This is a genomic window from Pseudomonas sp. MH9.3 (assembly GCF_034354675.1).
Taxonomy (GTDB): Bacteria; Pseudomonadota; Gammaproteobacteria; order Pseudomonadales; family Pseudomonadaceae; genus Aquipseudomonas.
In genome coordinates, this window is sequence record NZ_CP133785.1 from 2600785 (window position 1) to 2618716 (window position 17932).

Sequence of the window (17932 nt, forward strand, 5' to 3'; positions counted from 1 at the left end):
ATTCTTACTTGATGGTCAGGGCTTCCAGCTTGCCGCTGTTGCCAAACACATAAAGCATGTTACCCACGACCAGCGGACGTGCACGCAGGCCGTCGCTGTCAATACGCTCACGACCTACGAAACGACCATCCACCTGGCTCAACAGATGCAGGTAGCCTTCAAAGTCGCCCACCGCCACGTAGCTGGAGAACACTTCCGGTGCCGACAGTTGACGGCGAGCCAGCGAATCGTTGCTCCACAGCGCGGTGGTGGATCGCTCGTCGACACTTTCAACGGTGCCGGACGCCAGGCTTACGTAGACGCTGCCAAACCCTTGGGCGATACCGGCGTAGCTGGAAGCATCACGCTGCCAGTTGACGCGACCGCTCTGCAGGTCCAGTGCGGCCACACGGCCCTGGTAAGTGGCGACGTAGAGGGTTTCACCCGACAGCAGCAAGCCGCCGTCGATGTCCACTACGCGATCCAGCTCGGAACGACCTTGCGGGATGGCCACTCGGGTTTCCCAGGCCGGCACGCCGTTCTGGGTGTTCAGGGCGACCACTTTACCGGTCGACAGGCCTGCAACGGCCAGATTGTTAGTGACAATCGGACCACTGGTGCCGCGCAGGGTCAGTACTGCCGGCGTGCTGTCATACAACCAGCGCTGCTCGCCGGTGCTGGCGTCCAGGCCGATCACCCGATCATCCTGGGTCTGCACCACGACGATATCGCCGTTGGTGGCAGGCGGTGCGAGCACTTCGCTGGTCACGCGAGCGCGCCATTTCTCTTCACCGGTGCTGGAATCCAGCGCCACGACTTCGCCTTTGAGCGTGCCGAGCATGACCATGCCATAACCCACACCGACGGCGCCGGACACAGGCAACTCAAGGTCTTTTTTCCACTTCACGTCGCCGGTCATGCGATCCATGGACACGACCACGCCGGTCACGTCAGCGGCCACAATGTTTTCGCCGTCGATTGCCGGCACCAACATGTTGTAGGTGTCGCCCTGGCCGTCACCGATGGAGCGGCTCCACTGCTTCTGCAAAACCACTTCCTCCTTGAAGGTGGTCAGCTCGGCCGGAGGCAGTTCTTTTTTACTGTTGCTGCTGCAACCCGCGGCCAGAATGGCCAGAGCCAGCAATGCTGCATGTTTCCAACGGATCACGTCACGCATCCCCTTTGGCCAAGTCGTCGAGCTTGATTTGTAAGCCACCGACCGCCGCTTCATCAGACAGCGCAGCCTTGGCCTTCTTGTACGCAGCATTGGCTTCGTCGGTACGACCCAATTGGACCAGGAGGTCGCCCTTGAGCTCTTCGCGAGTGGCTACAAATGCCTTGTCCGCATCGCCGTCGAGCAGTTTGAGTGCTTCGTCGGCCTTGTTCTGTGCCGCCAGTACCTGAGCCAGGCGCTGACGGGCGATTTCACCCAGGGTCGGGTTGGTCGGTTTGTCGGCGATGGCCTTCAGTTCAACCGCAGCATCGTCCAGCTTGCCGGTATCGACCGCCACCTTGGCGACGAACAGGCTACCGTATTGAGCGTAGGTGGTGCCGCCAAATTCGCTTTTCAGCTTGCCGGCCAGGTCTGCAACCTGAGCCGGGTCAGGCTTGCCGTCCGGCGTCAGCGTGGTTTCCAGCAACTGCTGATACAGAACCGAGGCGCCCTGGGACTGGTTGGCCTGATATTTGTGCCAGGCCTGCCAGCCGAACACCACCACCAAAGCGAGCAGACCGCCAGTAACCAGAGGCTTGCCGTTACGCTGCCACCAGTCCTTGAACTCGGTCATTTGATCATCAATACTCGACACCCCAATACTCCTTAAGTCGCTAAATTCGGCTGTTCGACAGCTTCAACCCTGCACAACGCAGGTGGCCAGGTGCGCGGCGAGCGCATCAAAGGCAATGTTCTGTTGCTCGCCCTGGCCACGCAGGGGTTTGAAACCTATCACTTGCTGGGCCAGCTCGTCATCGCCGAGGATCAGCGCATACAGCGCACCGCTCTTGTCGGCCTTCTTGAATTGGCTCTTGAAGCTGCCAGCGCCGGCATTGATCTGCAGGCGCAGGTTTGGCAGTTGGTCACGCACCTGTTCGCTCAAGGCCAGGGCTGCCAGTTCGGCGGCCTCGCCAAAGGCGCACAGGTAAACGTCGACTTGCCGGGCGATTTCTTCCGGGACCTGCTCCAGGGTTTCCAGCAGCAGGATCAGGCGCTCGATGCCCATGGCGAAGCCTACGCCGGTGGTGGGCTTGCCGCCCATTTGCTCGACCAGCCCGTCGTAACGGCCGCCCGCGCACACGGTGCCCTGGGCGCCAAGCTTGTCGGTGACCCACTCGAACACCGTCTTGCTGTAGTAATCGAGGCCGCGCACCAGTTTAGGATTGATGACGTAGGGAATCCCGGCGGCATCCAGACGCGCCCTGAGGCCGTCGAAATGCACGCGGGATTCGTCGTCCAGGTAGTCGGCCATCTTCGGCGCGTCTACCAGCACGGCCTGGGTGTCGGCGTTCTTGGTATCAAGCACGCGCAACGGGTTGGTTTTCAGACGGCGCTGGCTGTCTTCGTCCAGTTTATCCAGATGGGCGGACAGGTATTCGACCAGGGCTTCGCGGTAGCGGCCCCGGGACTCACTGGTGCCCAGGCTGTTGAGTTCGAGCTTGACCGCGTCACGGATGCCCAACTGGCCCCACAGGCGCCAGGTCATCACGATCAGCTCGGCGTCGATGTCCGGGCCGTCAAGGTTGAACACCTCAAGACCAATCTGGTGGAACTGGCGATAACGGCCCTTCTGTGGACGCTCGTGACGGAACATCGGGCCGATGTACCACAACTTCTGCGGCTGACCGCCACCGGTGAGGCCGTGCTCGAGCACCGCACGCACGCAGGCGGCAGTGCCTTCCGGACGCAGGGTCAGGGAGTCGCCGTTACGGTCTGCGAAGGTGTACATCTCTTTTTCGACGATGTCGGTCACTTCACCGATGGAGCGCTTGAACAGCTCGGTGAACTCGACGATCGGCATGCGGATCTGTTTATAGCCGTAGTTATCCAACAGGCGCGCGACCGTGCTTTCGAAGTAACGCCACAATGGCGTCTGCTCCGGCAGGATGTCGTTCATGCCACGAATGGCTTGCAGAGACTTGCTCACATCAAATCCTTAAATTCGTTCAATCAGCCGCGAGCGATCAGCGCTGCGTCAGCGGCGACCTTTTCGGCCGCTCTCTCGCGGATCAGCTTCTCCAACTGGTCCACCAGATTGTCATTCGTCAATTTCTGCGACGGCTTGCCGTCGATGTAAATCAGGTTCGGCGTACCACCGGTAAGGCCGACATGCGCCTCCTTGGCCTCGCCCGGCCCGTTGACCACGCAGCCGATCACCGCAACATCCAGCGGCACCAGCAGGTCTTCGAGGCGCAACTCCAGGTCGTTCATGGTTTTCACCACGTCGAAGTTCTGCCGCGAGCAGCTCGGGCAGGCAATGAAGTTGATGCCACGGGAACGCAAACGCAGGGATTTGAGAATGTCGTAACCGACCTTCACCTCCTCTACGGGGTCTGCCGCCAGGGAGATGCGGATAGTGTCGCCGATCCCTTCGGCGAGCAGCATACCGAGACCCACCGCAGATTTCACTGTGCCTGAGCGCAGACCGCCCGCTTCCGTGATACCCAGGTGCAGCGGTTGTACGATTTCCTTGGCCAGCAGGCGGTAGGCTTCTACCGCCATGAACACATCGGAAGCCTTTACGCTGACCTTGAAGTCCTGGAAATTCAGGCGTTCGAGGTGTTCAACGTGGCGCAGCGCCGACTCGACCAGCGCCGCCGGGGTGGGCTCGCCGTATTTCTTTTGCAGGTCTTTTTCCAGGGAGCCGGCGTTGACGCCGATGCGGATCGGAATGCCGCGATCACGGGCAGCATCCACCACGGCGCGCACGCGGTCTTCGCGACCGATGTTGCCCGGGTTGATGCGCAGGCAGTCCACACCGAGTTCGGCCACGCGCAGCGCGATTTTGTAGTCGAAGTGAATGTCGGCAACCAGCGGCACCTTGACCAGTTGCTTGATGCGGCCGAAGGCTTCGGCGGCGTCCATGTCCGGCACGGAAACGCGCACGATGTCGACGCCGGCTGCTTCCAGACGGTTGATCTGGGCCACGGTGGCGGCCACATCATTGGTGTCGCTGTTGGTCATGCTCTGTACGGCAATGGGGGCATCGCCGCCCACGGGTACGGAGCCGACCCAGATCTTGCGCGATACGCGACGTTTGATTGGAGATTCGCCGTGCATGACTATTGTCCCAACTTGAGGCGAGCGGTCTCGCCACTGGTGAACGGCGCCACGTCCACAGGCTGGCCGTTGTAGACCACTTGCGCGCCACGGGCATAGCCCAGACGCAGCGTCAGAGGAGGCTTGCCGCCCTGGTCAAGCGTGTCGCCCTTGCGCTTGAGGCCGCTGAACAGCACTTTGCCGTTGCCATCGGTGACTTGCGTCCAGCAGTCGGCGATGAAGGTAACCTGTACGTGCCCGTCACCGGCGATCAAAGCGGGGGTCGTAGGGGCCGAAATAGCGGGAGTTGCTGGCGTCACCGGAGCCGTGGTCGCCGGTGCCTGGGCAGGAGCGGCCGGCGTGTGGGCCTGGGCGGCGGGCGCAGCCGGAGTGGTAGGCGCAGGCACAGCAGCGGTTGCAGCCGGGGAGGTTTGCGCCGCCGGCTGCTCGTTGGCTGGCGGCGTTTCAGGCGCGGTCTGGCTTTGCACAACGGCCTGGTCTTCGGGCTCATCCAGCGGATGAATCTGGGTGGTGCCGTCGGCGCTTTCGACTTCGACGTGCTCCATGGCGTTGCTGGTCATGTCCTTGGTGCGCTGGGCCGCCTGGTCCTGCCACCAGACAAAACCACCGCCGATCACCGCGATCAGCAGCAGCAGGCTGACAATCCGCAAAATCGTGTGGGAGACCCGCGTCGGCTCTTCGATACGCCCCAGACCATGGACGTTGCTGCCCTGGGAGTCGGTGCCGGTGAACTGATCGAACTGCTGGACCAGCACGGTTTGATCGATGCCGAGCAACTTGGCATAAGCACGGATATAACCCCGGGCAAAGGTGTGCCCCGGCAGCTTGTCAAACGCGCCGGCCTCGAGGTTGCCCAGGGACGTGGCCGTCAAATTGAGCTTGAGGGCCACTTCCGCCAGCGACCAACCATTGCTTTCGCGGGCCTGACGCAAGGTGTCGCCTGGGTTTACGCGATTAGCTGCTACAACTTCCGGGTGCGCCGCTTTCATCATTGCTCCGACAGGTATTGCTGATATTCCGGCGTACCGGGATAGAGTCGTTCGAGTTGCTGGCCAAAACGTGCGGCCGTGTCGCGTTCTTCATGAACCGTCGCCAGGCGCGCACCGAGCAATAGACTACGTGCATTTTGCCCGCTGAGCAGGCTAAAACGCTCGTAATAGTCACGTGCCGGCACATAATGCCTGTCTTCGTAGGACAACTCAGCCATTTCGAGCAATGCGCGAGGCTGGTGACCGTTCAGGTGCAGGGCTTTTGCCAATTGCTGGCGCGCCAAATCGCGCTGCCCGAGGTGCATCGAGGTGACCCCAAGGTTCTCGAATACCCGCGAACGTTCCGGATACAGGGTATCGGTGCTGGCTTGCTGGAAATAACGGGCGGCCTGGGCATAACGTTTCTGCTCGAACAGGAAGCTGCCGTAGTTGTTCAAAAGCCGGGGATCAGCAGGCCGCGCGGACAGCGCCTTGGTAAAATACCGGTCGGCCAGTTCAGGCTCGGCCTGAGCCTTGAACACCAATGCCAACGCTGCATTGGCGTCGGCGTCATCGCTATCCAGCTCAAGGGCCTTTTTCAACGGCACTTTGGCCTGCTCGCTCATGCCTTGCTGCAGGTAACCCAGGCCCAACTGCACATACGCCACTCGCGCCTCGTCACGGCCTTTGTCTGTTTGCAAGGGGCTGTCATGGCCCGATGAAACACAACCGGCCGCAAGACCGGTAAACAGTAACAGCAGCGCAAGGCGCAAGGGCATAGAGATCCTCTCTCAGATTCGATTCACAGCGATTTGCGGCAGATCGTCGGCGGCATTCAATTCACGCACGGCGATGTAACGTTCGCTGCGGCGGGTGCGGTCCATCACCTGCCCTACCAATTGGCCACAGGCGGCGTCGATGTCTTCACCACGGGTGGTGCGCACGGTGACGTTGTAGCCGGCCTGGTGCAGTTGATCCTGAAAACGGCGGATGGCGTTGTTGCTCGGCCGCTCGTAGCCGGAATGTGGAAACGGGTTAAACGGAATCAGGTTGATCTTGCACGGGGTGTTCTTGAGCAACTCGATCATCTCGACGGCGTGTTCGACCTTGTCGTTGATGTCCTTGAGCATGGTGTACTCAATGGTCAGCACGCGTTTCTCGCCCAGGGTCGCCATGTAACGCTGGCAGGACTCGAGCAGCATCTTAAGCGGATACTTCTTGTTGATTGGCACCAATTGATTACGCAATGCGTCATTGGGTGCGTGCAGCGACAACGCCAGGGAGACGTCGATGTGCTTGGCCAGCTCATCGATCATCGGTACCACGCCGGAGGTCGACAGGGTTACACGGCGCTTGGAGATGCCGTAGCCCAGGTCGTCCATCATCAGGTGCATGGCCGCAATCACGTTATCGAAGTTCAGCAGCGGCTCACCCATGCCCATCATCACCACGTTGGTGATGGCACGGTCGACAGTTGCCGGGACGCTGCCAAAGGATTTGTTGGCAATCCACACCTGGCCGATAACTTCGGCGGCGGTGAGGTTGCTGTTGAAGCCTTGCTTGCCGGTGGAGCAGAAACTGCAGTCCAGGGCACAGCCTGCCTGGGACGAAACGCACAAGGTGCCGCGCTTGCCCTGGGGGATGTAAACGGTCTCGACGCAGCTGCCGGACGCCACGCGCACCACCCATTTACGGGTGCCGTCGCTGGAGATGTCCTCGCTGACCACTTCCGGACCACGAACCTCGGCAATGGCCTTGAGCTTGTCGCGCAGGGCCTTGCTGACGTTCGTCATGGCGTCGAAATCATCGACGCCAAAGTGGTGAATCCATTTCATTACCTGACCGGCACGGAAACGCTTCTCCCCGATTGAGTCGAAGAATTTCTCCATTTCCGGCTGAGTCAGACCCAGCAGGTTGGTTTTAACAGTCGATGTCGTCATGGATTCACCCTCACTCTTTAAGCCGATGCTTAGCGAGCGGTTACTTCAGTAGCAGCGAAAAAGTACGAAATTTCGCGAGCAGCAGCGGCTTCGGAGTCCGAACCGTGTACGGCGTTGGCGTCGATGGACTCAGCGAAATCAGCACGGATGGTGCCGGCAGCCGCTTCTTTAGGGTTGGTGGCGCCCATCAGCTCACGGTTCAGAGCGATGGCGTTTTCGCCTTCCAGAACCTGAACAACAACAGGACCGGAGATCATGAAAGCAACCAGGTCGCCGAAGAAACCACGAGCGCTGTGCTCAGCGTAGAAGCCTTCAGCTTCGGCTTTGGACAGTTGCTTGAGTTTCGAAGCTACAACCTTCAGGCCGGCTTTTTCGAAACGAGTGGTGATCTCGCCGATGACGTTTTTTGCAACAGCGTCAGGCTTGATGATGGAGAAAGTACGTTGAACAGCCATGGTGTAACTCCAGAAACGGTAATTTACGAAAAATTAAACCCGCGAATTATACGCGGGTTATCAGGTATTGCCTAACTGCGTAAAAGGCAACTCAGTCTGCTTCTTCGATCCACAGGCCTTGAATCGCCTCTAAGACCTTTTCGCCACCCCGGTCCGGGATGTCGTCAAAATCCGGCAGCTCCATTACGAGATTGCGCAGCTTGACGAAGTTCACCGTAAGAGGATTGACCTCAGGATGGGCTTCGGCAAGTTGTATAGCGATTTCTTGTACATCAACCCATTTCAGGCTCATGACATTTCCTTGAATCAATGCGGCGCTTCGGCTGCATGGTTGAGGGAATATTTCGGAATTTCGACAGTGATGTCTTCAGTCCCGACCTTGGCCTGGCAGCTCAGGCGCGAATGCGCTTCCAGGCCCCAGGCACGGTCAAGAAAATCCTCTTCCAGCTCGTCCGCTTCTTCCAGGGAGTTGAACCCTTCGCGGATGATGCAGTGACAGGTGGTGCAGGCGCAGACACCGCCGCAGGCGCTTTCGATCTCGATGTGGTTGTCATGGGCAACGTCGAGGATGGACTTGCCGGTCTCAGCCTCAACAACCATACCGTCCGGGCAATGCTCGGCGTGTGGCAGAAAAATGACCTGCGGCATTAATTATTCCTCGATTTCATTCAGGTTGCGGCCCGCCAGGGCGGCTTTTACCGACTGGTCCATGCGGCGGGCGGCGAAGGCGTCGGTCACTTGCGACAGACGCTTGGTCTGCTGCTCGATGGCATAGCCATCGGTGCCTTTCATCAGTTCGGCCAGTTCCTGCATCTGCAGGTCGATGACCATGCGCTCCTCGGCGTCCAGCAGGCGCTCGCCGTCAGCCTCAAGGGCGCCCTGCACTGCTTCGAGCAGGCGCTGAGCGTCGACTTGCTGCTCACGCAACACGCGGGCGACCTTGTCGTCACCGGCGTATTGGAACGAGTCCTTGAGCATTTTGGCAATTTCGCCGTCGGTGAGGCCGTAGGATGGCTTGACCTGGATGCTGGCTTCAACGCCCGAGCCGAGTTCACGCGCAGCCACACTGAGCAAACCATCGGCGTCGACCTGGAAGGTCACGCGGATTTTCGCTGCGCCGGCGACCATCGCTGGAATGCCGCGCAACTCGAAGCGCGCCAGGGAGCGGCAGTCGCTGATCAGTTCACGCTCGCCTTGCAGCACATGAATCATCATGGCCGTCTGGCCGTCTTTGTACGTGGTGAAGTCCTGGGCGCGGGCGACGGGGATAGTGGTGTTGCGCGGAATCACCTTCTCCATCAGACCGCCCATGGTTTCCAGCCCAAGGGACAACGGAATCACGTCGAGCAGCAGCAGTTCGCCACCCTCGCGTTTGTTGCCGGCCAGAGTGTCGGCCTGAATCGCCGCGCCAATGGCGACTACCTGATCCGGATCGATTTCGGTAAGGGGCTGACGGCCAAATGCTTCGGCCACCGCATCACGCACACGCGGTACGCGAGTCGAACCGCCGACCATGACCACCGCCACCACCTCTTCCAGCTCGATGCCGGAATCGCGCACCGCGCGACGGCAGGCCTTGAGGCTACGCGCAACCATCGGCTCGATCAGCGCATCGAAGGCTTCGCGGGTCAGTTGGGCCGACCAGCTGCCGTAGGACACTTCAACAGAGGCAGCATCCGTCAGCGCTTCCTTGGCTGCACAGGCGGTTTGCAGCAGGTTACGCTGCGCGCCCGGATCCAGGTCGGCGGACAAGCCGGCGCTGGTGATAATCCAGCCCGCGATGGCGTGGTCGAAGTCATCGCCGCCCAGGGCGCTGTCGCCACCGGTGGCGAGCACTTCAAACACACCGCCGGTCAGGCGCAGAATGGAGATATCGAAGGTGCCGCCGCCCAGGTCGTAGATCGCGACCAGGCCTTCGGCGTGCTGATCGAGGCCATACGCCACGGCGGCTGCGGTCGGCTCGTTGAGCAGGCGCAGCACGTTGAGGCCGGCAAGTTTCGCCGCGTCCTTGGTGGCCTGCCGCTGAGCGTCGTCGAAATACGCCGGAACGGTAATCACCGCGCCGACCAGCTCGCCGCCCAAGGTGGTCTCCGCGCGCTGGCGCAGCACCTTGAGAATATCGGCGGACACTTCCACCGGGCTTTTAGGGCCCTGCACGGTGTCGATGAACGGCATATGGGATTCACCGCCGACAAAGCGGTACGGCAGTTGCTCACCCAGTTGCTTGACGTCGGACAGGCCACGGCCCATCAGGCGCTTGACCGACAGCACGGTATTCAACGGATCGGTGGAGGCCGCCAGCTTGGCCGACTCGCCCACTTCGGTACGGTCTGCGTGATAACGCACAGCGGACGGCAGGATCACCTTGCCATCAGCGTCGGGCAGCGGCTCGGACAGGCCGCTGCGCAGGGCGGCGACCAGGGAATTGGTGGTGCCCAGGTCAATCCCCACCGCCAGGCGACGCTGGTGCGGTTGAGGGCTTTGGCCGGGTTCGGCGATTTGCAGTAGAGCCATGGTAATCAGGTCTTATCTGTCTATCAGGCGTGCATCACGGGCAGCACACTGGGTTAATCGTCGAGGCGCTCTTCAAGCTGGCGCACTTCGTAGGTGAGCTTGTCGAGGAACTGCATGCGCCGCATCAGGCGTTCGGCCTGTTCACGTTGCGCTGCATCATCCCAACAGGCTGCGAAGCTTTCGTTGAGCTCTTCCTGGGCCGCCTTCAGCCGACGCTTGAAGACCGCGACACCCGCCACATCGGCGTCGTCCTGCAGGTCTTCGAGTTCTTCGCGCCACTGCATCTGCTGCATCAGGAAGTCCGGGTCGTGCACCGTGACTTCAAGGGGCAGCTCGCCACCGTTCATCGCGAGCAGGTAGCGCGCGCGTTTCGCAGGGCTCTTGAGCGTCTGATAGGCCTCGTTGAGGCTGGCCGATTGCTCCAGCGCCTGGCGTTGCTCGCGCTCGGAAGCGTCAGCAAAGCGGTCCGGATGCACCCCACGCGCCAATTCTCGGTAGCGCGTGGCAAGCTGCTCGAGGTTCAGTCGAAAGCTCGGCTGCAGCTCGAATAAAGCGAAATGACAAGGAGTGCCCACAAGTAGCCTCAGATGTTGAAGCTTTCGCCGCAGCCACACTCACCGCGTACGTTGGGGTTGTTGAACTTGAAGCCTTCGTTCAACCCTTCCTTGACGAAATCGAGTTCGGTGCCGTCCAGGTAAGTCAGGCTCTTGGGGTCGATGATCACTTTCTCGCCGTGACTTTCGAACACCTGGTCTTCCGCAACCACCTCGTCGACAAACTCCAGCACGTAGGCAAGGCCGGAACAGCCCGTGGTGCGAACACCCAGACGAATCCCCTCACCTTTACCGCGCCCATTCAGGGAGCGGCGAATGTGCTGCGCTGCCGCTTCTGTCATGCTGATAGCCATCGTTGACTCCTTACTCGTCGCCAAATGCTTAGATCAAGCCTTTCTTCTGCTTGTAGTCGCGAACGGCCGCCTTGATGGCGTCTTCAGCGAGTACGGAGCAGTGGATTTTCACCGGCGGCAGCGCCAGCTCTTCGGCCAGCTGGGTGTTGCTGATGGTGACAGCCTCATCCAGGGTCTTGCCTTTCATCCATTCGGTCGCCAGGGAGCTGGAGGCGATGGCCGAACCGCAGCCGTAGGTCTTGAACTTGGCGTCTTCGATGACGCCAGCGTCGTTGACCTTGATCTGCAGGCGCATCACATCGCCGCACGCCGGAGCGCCGACCATACCGGTGCCCACATCAGGGTCTTCCGCGTTCATCTTGCCGACGTTGCGCGGGTTTTCGTAGTGGTCGATGACCTTTTCGCTGTAAGCCATGGTACTCAATCCTCACTCATCAGGGCCGCTCTGGAACCCTGTAGAAACGCCTGCGTTTTCCGCCACGTTCCTACAGAGTATGGGTGGCGGCTTCTATAATTTAGTGTGCCGCCCACTCGATTTTGGAGATGTCGACACCGTCTTTGAACATGTCCCACAGCGGAGACAGAACGCGCAGCTTGTTGACCGCCTCACACACTTTCTGCGCGGCGTAGTCGACCTGCTCTTCGGTGGTGAAGCGGCCGAAGGTGAAGCGAATCGAGCTGTGTGCCAGTTCGTCATTGCGGCCCAGGGCGCGCAGTACGTACGAAGGCTCAAGGGAGGCCGAGGTGCAGGCCGAACCGGACGACACCGCCAGGTCCTTGAGCGCCATGATCAGCGACTCGCCTTCGACGTAGTTGAAGCTCAGGTTCAGGTTGTGCGGTACGCGGGCGGTCATGCTGCCGTTGACGTACAGCTCTTCAAGGTTCTCGACCTGCTTGTAGAAGCGATCGCTGAGGGCCTTGATACGAATGTTTTCGGCAGCCATGTCTTCCTTGGCTACGCGGAAGGCCTCGCCCATGCCAACGATCTGGTGGGTAGCCAGGGTGCCCGAACGCATGCCGCGCTCATGACCGCCGCCATGCATGGCCGCTTCGATGCGCACGCGAGGCTTGCGGCTCACGTAGAGAGCACCGATGCCTTTGGGGCCGTAGGTTTTGTGGGCCGAGAACGACATCAGGTCGACTTTCAGCTTGGACAGGTCGATGTCGACCTTGCCGGTGGACTGGGCAGCATCGACGTGCAGCAGGATACCCCGGGAGCGGGTCAGCTCGCCGATGGCCTCAATGTCGTTGATGGTGCCGATTTCGTTGTTCACGTGAATCACGGAAACCAGAATGGTGTCTTCACGCAGCGCAGCTTCGATCATGGCCGGGGTGACGATACCGTCGGTGGTCGGCTCGAGGTAGGTGACCTCGAAACCTTCACGCTCCAGTTGGCGCATGGTGTCGAGGACAGCCTTGTGCTCAATCTTGGTGGTGATCAGGTGTTTGCCCTTGGTCGCGTAGAAATGCGCCGCGCCCTTGATCGCCAGGTTGTCGGACTCGGTGGCACCGGAGGTCCAGACGATCTCACGCGGGTCTGCGCCCACCAGGTCAGCGACCTGGCGACGAGCGTTCTCGACCGCTTCCTCGGCTTTCCAGCCGAATACGTGGGAGCGGGAGGCCGGGTTGCCGAAGTTTCCGTCAACCAGCAGGCATTCACTCATCTTTTGCGCAACACGCGGATCAACCGGGGTGGTCGCTGAGTAATCAAGGTAAATTGGCAATTTCATGGACTTTCTCCTAAATCAGGCTGGCTGGCGTGCCGTTAGCTCTTCGGCTGTCACTCGACGGCGGACGCTTCAATCTTGTCCAGACGCGGCGCCCTGGTGTTGCAACGGCGCTGGTCCTGACGCTGGGCTACTTCTTGCACCTCACGGCGAGTCACAAGATCAGCCAAGCTGATACCACTCAAAAACTCATGGATCTGCAGGCTCAAGTCACACCACAGGTGGTGCGTCAGGCAGGTGTCACCGGCGTGGCAATCACCCAGGCCCTGGCATTTGGTGGCATCGACGGATTCGTTGACCGCATCGATCACCTGGGCGACCTGGATGCCCTGCATCTCGCGGGACAACTGATAGCCACCACCTGGACCGCGAACGCTGGAGACCAGATTGCTGCGACGCAATTTGGCGAACAGCTGCTCGAGGTAAGACAGTGAAATGCCTTGGCGCTCGGAGATATCGGCCAGGGACACCGGCCCGGTCTGCGCGTGCAAGGCCAGGTCAAGCATGGCGGTTACCGCGTATCGGCCTTTTGTAGTCAGTCTCATGGACAAGTACCAGGGTGTTTCAGAATGGGAGCAAGTATGCGATTCCCGAGTATTTAAGTCAACTATAAGACCTAGTAATTTAGTCAGGATTGCCCGGAAAAAGGGCGCGCGAATCATAGCAGGATGGGGTGGGGGCGAACAGCGGGAACAGACAACCAGCACTCTCAGCCACAATGAGGATCAAATGTGGGAGCGGGCTTGCTCGCGAAAGCGGCGTATCAGTCGCCGAAAATGCTGACTGATGTACCGCTTTCGCGAGCAAGCCCGCTCCCACAGGGGATTTGCAGTGACTGGAAATCTTCAGCCAGCCTTGGTGGTGGCGGTTTCGCTCTTGATTTCAGCGAAGTCTTCTTCGCGCAGCTCGGGCAGGTCCTTGGCGCAATAGCTGCTGCCCAACTCCTTGAGCGCGCCGCACATGCCCTCCAGCTTGCCGTCTACCGCTTGCAAGTGATCGAGCAACTGGCCGATGGCGCGTGCCACGGGGTCGGGCATGTCTTCGCTGACGCCGTAGGCATCGAAGCCGATTTTCTCGGCCATGGCCTTGCGCTTGGCTTCCTGCTCGTCGCCGGCTTCCGGCTTGACGATGATGCGACCGGGAATACCCACCACCGTGGCGCCAGCCGGCACCGCCTTGGTCACCACGGCGTTGGAGCCCACCTTGGCGCCGGCACCCACCGTGAACGGACCGAGCACCTTGGCGCCCGCCCCCACCACCACGCCATTTTCCAGGGTCGGGTGGCGCTTGCCTTTGTTCCAACTGGTGCCGCCCAGGGTCACGCCCTGGTAAAGAGTCACATCGTCGCCGATTTCAGCGGTCTCGCCGATCACAATGCCCATGCCGTGATCGATGAAAAAGCGACGCCCGACCTTGGCGCCCGGATGAATCTCGATCCCGGTCAGCCAGCGGCCGAAGTTCGACACCAGCCGTGCCAGCCACTTCCAGCCCATGCCCCAAAAGAAGCCGGACAGGCGGTGGACCCAGATCGCGTGCATGCCCGGGTAGCAGGTCAGCACTTCAAAGGCATTGCGCGCCGCCGGGTCACGGTGGAAAACGCTTTGGATGTCTTCTCGCAAACGCTCGAACATTGTTAATCCTTCCGCTTAAGAAGCTCGCCACGGGCCGCTTTCTGGGTTTCCGTGAGGATGCCACGCAATATGTTCATTTCCGCTCGGCTCACCGAACTGCGCCCATACAGGCGACGCAGGCGCGCCATCAAGTGCCGTGGTTTTTCCGGGTCGAGAAACTCGATGGCCACCAGGGTGTGCTCCAGGTGCTCATAGAAACGCTCCAGCTCGTCCATGGTGGCCAGCTCACCACTCTTGGTCGACGCCACTTCATCCTTCTCGACCTTGCTCGGCTGACCTGCCGCCGCCAGCCAGGCCATGCGCACCTCGTAGCTCAGTACCTGCACCGCGGCCCCGAGGTTCAGCGAGCTGAACTCGGGGTCGGATGGAATGTGCACATGGTAATGACATCGCTGCAGCTCTTCATTGGTGAGGCCGGAGTCTTCACGGCCGAACACCAGGGCGATTTCAGCGCCGCCGACAGCCTCTTCGATCACTTTGGTGCCGCACTCACGCGGGTCCAGCAGCGGCCAGGGGATGCGCCGGTCACGGGCACTGGTGCCGAGCACAAGGTTGCAGCCCACCAAGGCGTCTTCCAGGGTGGCGACCACCTGGGCGCTCGCGAGCAGGTCATTGGCGCCGGACGCACGGGCATCGGCCTCGTGGTGCGGAAACACCCGTGGCTCGACCAGCACCAGGCGCGTCAGCCCCATGTTTTTCATGGCTCGCGCCACCCCGCCGATGTTGCCGGGATGACTGGTATTGACGAGGACGACACGAATGTTTTGCAGCAAGGGAGGCGCTCTCGGACACGGGAAAGGGGAGCAAATCTTACAGAACAGCCTAAGGTTATGCCATGAAAGCTAACGTCGTCCTTCACCTGAAGAAAGTTTCTGCTAAACTGCCCGGCTTTCTTTAACAACCTTAGGTGACCTATCCATGCAGCCCATGCTGAATATCGCGCTGCGCGCCGCCCGCAGCGCCAGTGAATTGATCTTCCGCTCCATCGAGCGCCTGGATACCATCAAGGTCGACGAAAAAGACGCCAAGGATTACGTATCCGAGGTGGATCGCGCCGCCGAACAGAAAATCATCGACGCTCTGCGCAAGGCCTACCCAACCCACGGCATCCTCGGTGAAGAAACCGGCCTGCACAAAGGCAGCGGCGAAGGCGAAGACTACCTGTGGATCATTGATCCATTGGATGGCACCACCAATTTCCTGCGCGGCATTCCGCACTTTGCCGTGAGCATCGCCTGCAAATACCGTGGCCGCCTGGAACACGCCGTCGTACTCGACCCGGTTCGCCAGGAAGAATTCACCGCCAGCCGTGGCCGTGGCGCGCAACTCAATGGTCGTCGCCTGCGTGTCAGCGGCCGCACCAGCCTGGACGGCGCCCTGCTGGGCACCGGTTTCCCGTTCCGTGACGACCAGATGGATAACCTGGAAAACTACCTGGGCATGTTCCGCGCCCTGGTCGGCCAGACCGCCGGCATCCGCCGCGCCGGCGCAGCGAGCCTGGACCTGGCTTACGTGGCTGCCGGTCGTTTTGATGCGTTCTGGGAGTCGGGCCTGTCCGAGTGGGACATGGCTGCAGGCGCACTGCTGATTCAAGAGGCCGGCGGCCTGGTGAGCGACTTCACCGGCGGTCACGACTTCCTTGAGAAAGGCCATGTGGTTGCGGGCAACACCAAATGCTTCAAGGCCGTGCTGACAGCAATCCAGCCGCACCTGCCGGCTTCGCTGAAGCGCTAAGCGAGCAGGCAAAAAAAAGCACCCCGCGGGGTGCTTTTTTCATGCCTTGAATTTGGCATGAACACACATGCCAGTCACACAGAAATAAACTGTGGGAGGGGGCTTGCTCCCGATAGCTGCTTGTCAGTCGCCAGATGTATTGACTGACCTACCACCATCGGGCGCAAGCCCCCTCCCACATTTTTTACTGCATAGGGCTTTGAATCTGCCCCTGAATTACTGCTGGTTCTGACCCAGGATCAGACGCCCCTCTTTATCCACTGGAATCTGGCCGCCTGGATCACGATCCATGCGCACGGTGCCTTCCTTGCCATCCAGGGTGTAACGCACGTCATAGCCGACAACCTTGTCACTGATGTCGTTGACGGTATTACAACGTGTCTGAGTGGTGGTGTAAGTATCGCGGTTCTGCATGCCTTCCTGAACCTTGTTACCGGCGTAACCGCCACCGACCGCACCGGCTACAGTGGCCAGCTTCTTACCGTTACCGCCACCGACCTGGTTACCCAACAGGCCACCGGCCAGCGCACCGACCACGGTGCCGACGATCTGATGCTGATCCTGCACCGGCTTCTGCCGAGTCACCGCGACGTCCTTGCAGACCTCACGCGGCGTTTTAATCTGGGTTTTTACCGGCTGTGCAGCCAGCACTTGCGCATACTCAGGGCCGCTTTTTACCAGGCTGTAGGTGGCAACAGCGCCCCCGGCAGTCACACCGACAGCACCCAATACCGCACCAACCAGCAACGACTTGTTCACGTTGAACCTCCTGACCATCACAAGCGGACCGAAAGATCCGCGCTATACCCAGCCTTGGAGCAAAAAAAAAGGCACGAGTTCAATTCTCGTGCCTCTTTTGTAACAGCGTGTCAACAAACGCCCATCAAGGACGGTCGTCGACCTCCTTGCCAGTGCTGGCCGGAGGAATCAGGTCTTCGCTGTTGAGGTTCAGCCAGATCAGCACCACGTTGGCGATATAGATCGACGAGTAGGTGCCCGCCAGAACGCCGATGAACAGCGCCAGGGAGAAGCCCCACAGGTTGTCGCCACCGAAGATCATCAGCGCGGCAATCGCCAGTAAGGTGGAGATCGACGTCGCCATGGTGCGCAGCAGCGTCTGGGTGGTGGAGATGTTGATGTTTTCGATCAACGACGCCTTGCGCAGTACGCGGAAGTTCTCACGAACCCGGTCGAATACCACGATGGTGTCGTTGAGCGAGTAACCAATGATCGCCAGCACGGCCGCCAGCACGGTCAGGTCGAAGGTAATCTGGAAATACGCCAGGATACCCACGGTCACGATCACGTCGTGGATCAGCGACACAATGGCGCCGACACCGAACTTCCACTGAAAGCGGAAAGCCAGGTAGATCATGATACCGACCAGCGCCATCAGCATGCCGAGGCCGCCCTGGTCGCGCAGCTCTTCACCTACTTGCGGGCCCACGAACTCGACGCGCTTGACCGACGCCGGGTTGTCACCGCCGACCTTCTGCAAGGCCTCGGCCACCTGGTGGCCCAGTTGCGGGTCTTCGCCCGGCATGCGCACCAACAGGTCGGTGGTAGCACCAAAGCTCTGCACCACGGCTTCGTGATAGCCGGCCTTGACCAGCTCGTTGCGCACCAGGGTAACGTCGGCCGGCTTCTCGTAGGTCAGCTCGATGAGCGTACCGCCGGTGAAGTCCAGGCCGTAGTTCAGGCCCTTATGGAACCAGCTGAACAACGCCAGAACGGTAAGGAGCACGGTGACGCCGAACGCAACGTTGCGAACGCCCATGAAGTTGATTGTACGTAACATGGCAGC

20 protein-coding genes and 1 pseudogene are annotated in these 17932 nt (G+C 60.4%); 1 reads left to right on the top strand and 20 read right to left on the bottom strand.

The window, feature by feature from the left end; genetic code table 11:
• Window positions 1–4: 4 nt before the first annotated feature.
• From bamB to trmJ, 18 genes and pseudogenes are all read right to left on the bottom strand, one after another.
• Window positions 5–1156: an outer membrane protein assembly factor BamB gene (gene bamB / locus RHM60_RS11285; RefSeq protein ID WP_322214460.1), complete on the bottom strand. Its 1152-nt coding sequence runs from the start codon at window positions 1154–1156 to the stop codon at window positions 5–7.
• Complete coding sequence (locus RHM60_RS11290) at window positions 1149–1766, bottom strand: tetratricopeptide repeat protein (RefSeq protein ID WP_322214605.1); 618 nt, start codon at window positions 1764–1766, stop codon at window positions 1149–1151. Before RHM60_RS11290 ends, bamB begins: the two co-directional genes overlap by 8 nt.
• 63 nt (window positions 1767–1829) lie before the next feature.
• Window positions 1830–3119, bottom strand: a complete 1290-nt coding sequence (hisS, locus tag RHM60_RS11295) for a histidine--tRNA ligase (RefSeq protein ID WP_209984552.1) — start codon at window positions 3117–3119, stop codon at window positions 1830–1832.
• Window positions 3120–3142: 23 nt separating this feature from the next.
• Entirely contained in the window at window positions 3143–4252 is a 1110-nt protein-coding gene (gene ispG / locus RHM60_RS11300) for a flavodoxin-dependent (E)-4-hydroxy-3-methylbut-2-enyl-diphosphate synthase (protein WP_209984557.1), read from the bottom strand.
• A 2-nt stretch (window positions 4253–4254) separates the two neighbouring features.
• Complete coding sequence (locus tag RHM60_RS11305; RefSeq protein WP_209984560.1) at window positions 4255–5241, bottom strand: RodZ domain-containing protein; 987 nt, start codon at window positions 5239–5241, stop codon at window positions 4255–4257.
• Window positions 5241–5999: a type IV pilus biogenesis/stability protein PilW gene (pilW, locus tag RHM60_RS11310; protein ID WP_209984563.1), complete on the bottom strand. Its 759-nt coding sequence runs from the start codon at window positions 5997–5999 to the stop codon at window positions 5241–5243. The genes RHM60_RS11305 and pilW overlap by 1 nt, the downstream gene beginning before the upstream one ends.
• A 25-nt stretch (window positions 6000–6024) precedes the next feature.
• Window positions 6025–7160: pseudogene (gene rlmN / locus RHM60_RS11315) on the bottom strand (23S rRNA (adenine(2503)-C(2))-methyltransferase RlmN); the annotation flags it as partial.
• Between the two features lie 29 nt (window positions 7161–7189).
• Window positions 7190–7615 carry a nucleoside-diphosphate kinase gene (ndk, locus tag RHM60_RS11320; RefSeq protein WP_003175956.1) on the bottom strand — a complete coding sequence of 142 codons (426 nt, stop codon included), beginning with the start codon at window positions 7613–7615 and terminating at the stop codon, window positions 7190–7192.
• Between the two features lie 91 nt (window positions 7616–7706).
• Entirely contained in the window at window positions 7707–7907 is a 201-nt protein-coding gene (iscX, locus tag RHM60_RS11325) for a Fe-S cluster assembly protein IscX (protein ID WP_003238461.1), read from the bottom strand.
• Between the two features lie 14 nt (window positions 7908–7921).
• A complete protein-coding gene (fdx, locus tag RHM60_RS11330) occupies window positions 7922–8263 on the bottom strand; it encodes an ISC system 2Fe-2S type ferredoxin (protein WP_209984570.1) in 342 nt (113 codons plus the stop codon).
• 3 nt (window positions 8264–8266) lie between these two features.
• Window positions 8267–10129, bottom strand: a complete 1863-nt coding sequence (gene hscA / locus RHM60_RS11335) for a Fe-S protein assembly chaperone HscA (protein WP_322214461.1) — start codon at window positions 10127–10129, stop codon at window positions 8267–8269.
• 53 nt (window positions 10130–10182) lie between these two features.
• The gene (hscB, locus tag RHM60_RS11340; protein WP_322214462.1) at window positions 10183–10704 is read right to left on the bottom strand and encodes a co-chaperone HscB; all 522 of its coding nucleotides are present in this window, start codon (window positions 10702–10704) and stop codon (window positions 10183–10185) included.
• A gap of 8 nt (window positions 10705–10712) precedes the next feature.
• The gene (gene iscA / locus RHM60_RS11345; protein ID WP_003175963.1) at window positions 10713–11036 is read right to left on the bottom strand and encodes an iron-sulfur cluster assembly protein IscA; all 324 of its coding nucleotides are present in this window, start codon (window positions 11034–11036) and stop codon (window positions 10713–10715) included.
• A 28-nt stretch (window positions 11037–11064) separates the two neighbouring features.
• Window positions 11065–11451 (bottom strand): Fe-S cluster assembly scaffold IscU, encoded by a 387-nt coding sequence (gene iscU, locus RHM60_RS11350; protein ID WP_003175965.1) that lies wholly within the window; start codon window positions 11449–11451, stop codon window positions 11065–11067.
• A 100-nt stretch (window positions 11452–11551) separates the two neighbouring features.
• Window positions 11552–12766, bottom strand: a complete 1215-nt coding sequence (locus tag RHM60_RS11355; RefSeq protein WP_209984576.1) for an IscS subfamily cysteine desulfurase — start codon at window positions 12764–12766, stop codon at window positions 11552–11554.
• Window positions 12767–12816: 50 nt separating this feature from the next.
• Window positions 12817–13308, bottom strand: a complete 492-nt coding sequence (iscR, locus tag RHM60_RS11360) for a Fe-S cluster assembly transcriptional regulator IscR (protein ID WP_057007282.1) — start codon at window positions 13306–13308, stop codon at window positions 12817–12819.
• A gap of 300 nt (window positions 13309–13608) precedes the next feature.
• On the bottom strand, window positions 13609–14394 hold the full coding sequence (gene cysE, locus RHM60_RS11365) for a serine O-acetyltransferase (protein WP_322214463.1): 786 nt from the start codon (window positions 14392–14394) through the stop codon (window positions 13609–13611).
• Between the two features lie 2 nt (window positions 14395–14396).
• Window positions 14397–15167, bottom strand: a complete 771-nt coding sequence (gene trmJ / locus RHM60_RS11370) for a tRNA (cytosine(32)/uridine(32)-2'-O)-methyltransferase TrmJ (protein ID WP_322214465.1) — start codon at window positions 15165–15167, stop codon at window positions 14397–14399.
• A gap of 145 nt (window positions 15168–15312) precedes the next feature.
• Here trmJ and suhB point away from each other — a divergent pair, with 145 nt between their 5' ends.
• Window positions 15313–16128, top strand: coding sequence for an inositol-phosphate phosphatase (gene suhB, locus RHM60_RS11375; protein WP_003175971.1), 816 nt, complete (start codon window positions 15313–15315; stop codon window positions 16126–16128).
• 216 nt (window positions 16129–16344) lie between these two features.
• Here the strand turns inward: suhB and RHM60_RS11380 are convergent, their stop codons facing one another.
• Both RHM60_RS11380 and secF read right to left on the bottom strand, forming a co-directional pair.
• Window positions 16345–16887 carry a glycine zipper 2TM domain-containing protein gene (locus RHM60_RS11380; RefSeq protein WP_003238445.1) on the bottom strand — a complete coding sequence of 181 codons (543 nt, stop codon included), beginning with the start codon at window positions 16885–16887 and terminating at the stop codon, window positions 16345–16347.
• A 124-nt stretch (window positions 16888–17011) separates the two neighbouring features.
• Window positions 17012–17926, bottom strand: coding sequence for a protein translocase subunit SecF (gene secF, locus RHM60_RS11385; RefSeq protein WP_057007285.1), 915 nt, complete (start codon window positions 17924–17926; stop codon window positions 17012–17014).
• Between the last annotated feature and the right edge of the window lie 6 nt (window positions 17927–17932).